At 54.2% G+C, this 3,408-nt stretch carries 3 protein-coding genes; 1 reads left to right on the top strand and 2 read right to left on the bottom strand.

All coding sequences use genetic code 11. The features are described 5' to 3' along the window. Positions 1-111 precede the first annotated feature (111 nt). Both FGQ61_RS09470 and FGQ61_RS09465 read right to left on the bottom strand, forming a co-directional pair. On the bottom strand, positions 112-669 hold the full coding sequence (locus tag FGQ61_RS09470; protein ID WP_035136614.1) for a hypothetical protein: 558 nt from the start codon (positions 667-669) through the stop codon (positions 112-114). A 236-nt stretch (positions 670-905) separates the two neighbouring features. After that, positions 906-1,442: a PTS sugar transporter subunit IIA gene (locus FGQ61_RS09465; protein ID WP_035136613.1), complete on the bottom strand. Its 537-nt coding sequence runs from the start codon at positions 1,440-1,442 to the stop codon at positions 906-908. A 582-nt stretch (positions 1,443-2,024) separates the two neighbouring features. Between FGQ61_RS09465 and FGQ61_RS09460 the strand changes: the two genes are divergently transcribed. Further along, entirely contained in the window at positions 2,025-3,197 is a 1,173-nt protein-coding gene (locus FGQ61_RS09460; RefSeq protein WP_171021571.1) for a Fic family protein, read from the top strand. The last annotated feature ends 211 nt before the right edge of the window (positions 3,198-3,408 follow it).

Here is a 3,408-nt window from a genome sequence, read left to right as displayed (position 1 = left end):
CGAGGCGGCATTGACCTTTTGGTCATGCCGCCGAAGTTGAAAGGCAGATTGCCGCTCTGGCGGGCTTGCAGCGTCGAGCAGTTGCGGCGTTTGGTAAAACGCCGCAACGAACTAGCTCAGCATTGCATCCATCATCTCGGAGTTGACGGAGTCGTCGGCAGACCACTCGCCGTCGTCGTTGCAGGTGTACTTGAAGATGACCGTGGTCTTCCTGGGCTCGGTGGCCTTGGTCACATCGACCATGACCTGACCGGCCATCTTGTACAGCTCGTCATCGGAAGGAACCGTATCAAGCGCAGCGACCTTCTCCTGATACTGGGTGGAGAAGTCCTCGACGATCTTGTTCATAGACTTGCAGGTGATAGAGACCTCGGCGGTCGCGACACCCTTGTCCTCGTCGACCGTCACGTCGCCGATCTTGTAGTCAAAGCCCTCGAGATAGGTCTTGGCGTACTCCTTGGGATCGATACCCAGCTGCTCGAACTCGTCGCCCGAAGCCTCCTCCAGACCAGAGAGGAAGTCGTCGCCACCGTTCTTGACCTCGTCAAACTGTGTCGTAAGATCCTCGGTGATGAGCTCCTCAACCGAAGGACCTCCACAGCCGGAAAGTACGACCACGCATGCAACCAAGACGGCCATGAGGGGCGCAAGCAGCAGCTTCTTTTTCATGTTGTTCCTCCCAATGAGCGGCACCGCGCTTCCCGGACGCGGCACACGTTGTAATAAGTAAGCCCATACTATCCACTTATGAACACCCTCGGCAACGCGAAGGCGCGGTCGGTTCGTTTTAGCGTCCGAACGGTTTGCAAGCCCGCCCAACGTGCAATAAAACGCTTCCCCGCGATGCAATAAAAAAGGTGGCCGGAAAACCCGACCACCCTTGCACATCCTTTGGATGCCGCAGTTTACTTGCGGACGACCTTAACGATGGCGTCACCGGCGGCGACGGCGGACTCTGCCTCAACGGTGAGCTCGACGTCGGCAAACTCGGCGGTGTTGGACACGGCCACCACGACGCAGTCCTTATAACCAGCAGCGGCGATCTTGGCACGGTCGATCTTGAGTATGGGCTGGCCGGCCTTCACAACGTCGTCGGCCTTGACGAAGCCCTCGAAGCCATCGCCGTTCATGTTGACAGTATCGACGCCAACGTGCACCAGAACCTCGATGCCGCTATCGGACTGCAGACCCACGGCGTGACCCATGGTGACGGTCACCTTGCCGTCGCAGGGAGCGTAGACCAGGTCGTCCTCGGGCCACACGGCGCAGCCCTTGCCCAGAACCTCGCCACCAAAGACGGGATCGGGCACGTCGGCCATCTTGATGACCTTGCCCTTGACGGGCGAGCACAGCACGTCGGCGCCGGCAGAAGCAGAGATGGAAGCGGGAGCTGCAGCAGCGGCAGGCTCAGCCTTCTTCTTAAACATGTCAAACAGACCCATACGTTTTCTCCTCTTGATTAAGCGCAACGTTATGCGCATGCCTATGGTGATTATAGTGCCAAATGGTTCAAATGCTAAGGTGGGGACTCGAATCGCGAGCCCTTCCCGGTAGTGCTCGCGGGACGAGCATCTCCTTTGCATCGCGGGTCGATAAGCCGAGTATCGTCTGCGCACGGGACGGGCAGAAGCGGGCGCACCAAACCCGATACTTCTTTTCGCTCTCGAGTCCTGCCGCCGCCCCGTCCCTGACACTTCCTGATACCGACCGAAACGTGCCAAAATAAACCCGTCCCTTTTTGGTAGGTTTGGCGAGTGTGGATTTTCGGACGCTTAACTAACGAGCGTGGATAATCTCCCACTTTGACTTTGAGGCCGTCACCGAGCCAAAAACGGGAGATTATCCACGTTCATTTTGGATGACCCCCTTGTACCAAGCCGAGCTCCATGGTCAAGTAATAACGACTTTTTATCATTAGATTGTTTACATCAATTCTAATAACTATTTAATCCTTAAACTCGTTATTAGAATTGATATGATTAGCCTAATAACGAGTTTCCGGCACTAAAGATATGGAGGGCGCGATGCAAATCGAGGAGAACGGCCAGGGAACGCTCCGCAATAATCTATCGGGGAAATTGGCTTACTATTCGTTTTTTCCAACGCCCTTGCAATCATTGAGGCAGCTAAACCTCACCGAGGAAACCTATCGCACGCTTTCCGCATGCTCACGAAAGCTTGGAGAGCTTGAAGGCATGCTCTACTTTGTTCCCAACGCCGACATGTATCTGGCAATGTACGTGCGCAAAGAAGCGCTCCTTTCTTCGCAAATTGAGGGAACCCAGTGCACGTTTGACGACCTACTTAGTCCATCGCAAACACAACTCCATCATAAAGATGTCGCAGACGTCGTGAATTACGTCCGTGCTGTCGACCGCGGCGTAGAACTGCTCAAAAAGATGCCCTTGTGCACGAGACTTCTTAGGCAAGTTCATGCAGTCCTGCTGGACGGAGTGCGCGGAACGGAGAAGAACCCAGGCGAGCTGCGCTCCTCACAAAACTGGATTGGCCCCTCAGGCTGCACCATTGCAACCGCATCGTTTGTCCCTCCAAACATTGAAGATTTGAGCAACACGCTCCAGGACCTCGAACGCTTTATCAATGAGCCTCAAGTCGAAATGGATCCGATTGTGCGGGCGGCGCTCGTCCATTACCAATTTGAAACTGCCCATCCATTCCTAGACGGAAACGGTCGCCTGGGCAGGCTTCTCATTACATTTATGCTCATCAATGATGGCGTTCTTCATTCTTGCTTGTTCTATCCATCGTTCCAGTTCAAGAAAAATCGAAGCGAGTACTACCGGCAACTCACATCCGTAAGGGAGAGAGGCACTTACGAGGAATGGATAGAGTTTTTCTGCAACAGTCTTCTCGAGAGTGCGAAGGACTCGGTAGGGTCTTTAAAAAACCTTGTTGACCTCCATAACCGTTCCACAGCAACCATTACCGAAAATCTCGGAAGGACCGCTGCAAACGGGCAAAGGCTGTTGGGCATTCTTGAAGAGCACCCCATCGTCGACACCGCATTCATCGCTGCCCAACTTGATATCGGCAGGAGTACCGCGAGCTCGCTCGTCAAATCATTTGAAGAATTGGGTATCCTCCGTCCTCTCGACGAGTCAAGACAGAGATACCGGCAGTACGGGTATGAAGAGTATCTTTCGATTCTCAGGGAAGACGCCGAGCCGATTAGATAGGCATCGCAGCCCAGGCAAATTAAAGCGAGCGTGGATAATCTCCCACTTTGAGCCCGCACACAGGCCAAAACCGGGAGATTATCCACGCTCATTTCTGACTAGTCATTTAAGAACGTCCCCAATGACTACTCCGGCATCGCCGATGTTTCGGCAACGACAGACACTATGACCCAATCCGAGGGCACTAAAAAGATAGGAGCCCCCGCTCGTG

It is taken from the genome of Collinsella aerofaciens, assembly GCF_005844325.1.
GTDB classification, from domain to species: domain Bacteria; phylum Actinomycetota; class Coriobacteriia; order Coriobacteriales; family Coriobacteriaceae; genus Collinsella; species Collinsella aerofaciens_G.
The sequence above is the reverse complement of the archived record's forward strand: the minus strand, read 5'-3'. Positions and strand labels throughout refer to the sequence as shown.

Excerpts from the sequence above, each read along its gene's own strand:
- FGQ61_RS09470 (WP_035136614.1), bottom strand. The coding sequence starts at position 669 with ATGAAAAAGAAGCTGCTGCTTGCGCCCCTCATGGCCGTCTTGGTTGCA.
- FGQ61_RS09460 (WP_171021571.1), top strand. The coding sequence starts at position 2,025 with ATGCAAATCGAGGAGAACGGCCAGGGAACGCTCCGCAATAATCTATCG.
- FGQ61_RS09465 (WP_035136613.1), bottom strand. The coding sequence starts at position 1,442 with ATGGGTCTGTTTGACATGTTTAAGAAGAAGGCTGAGCCTGCCGCTGCT.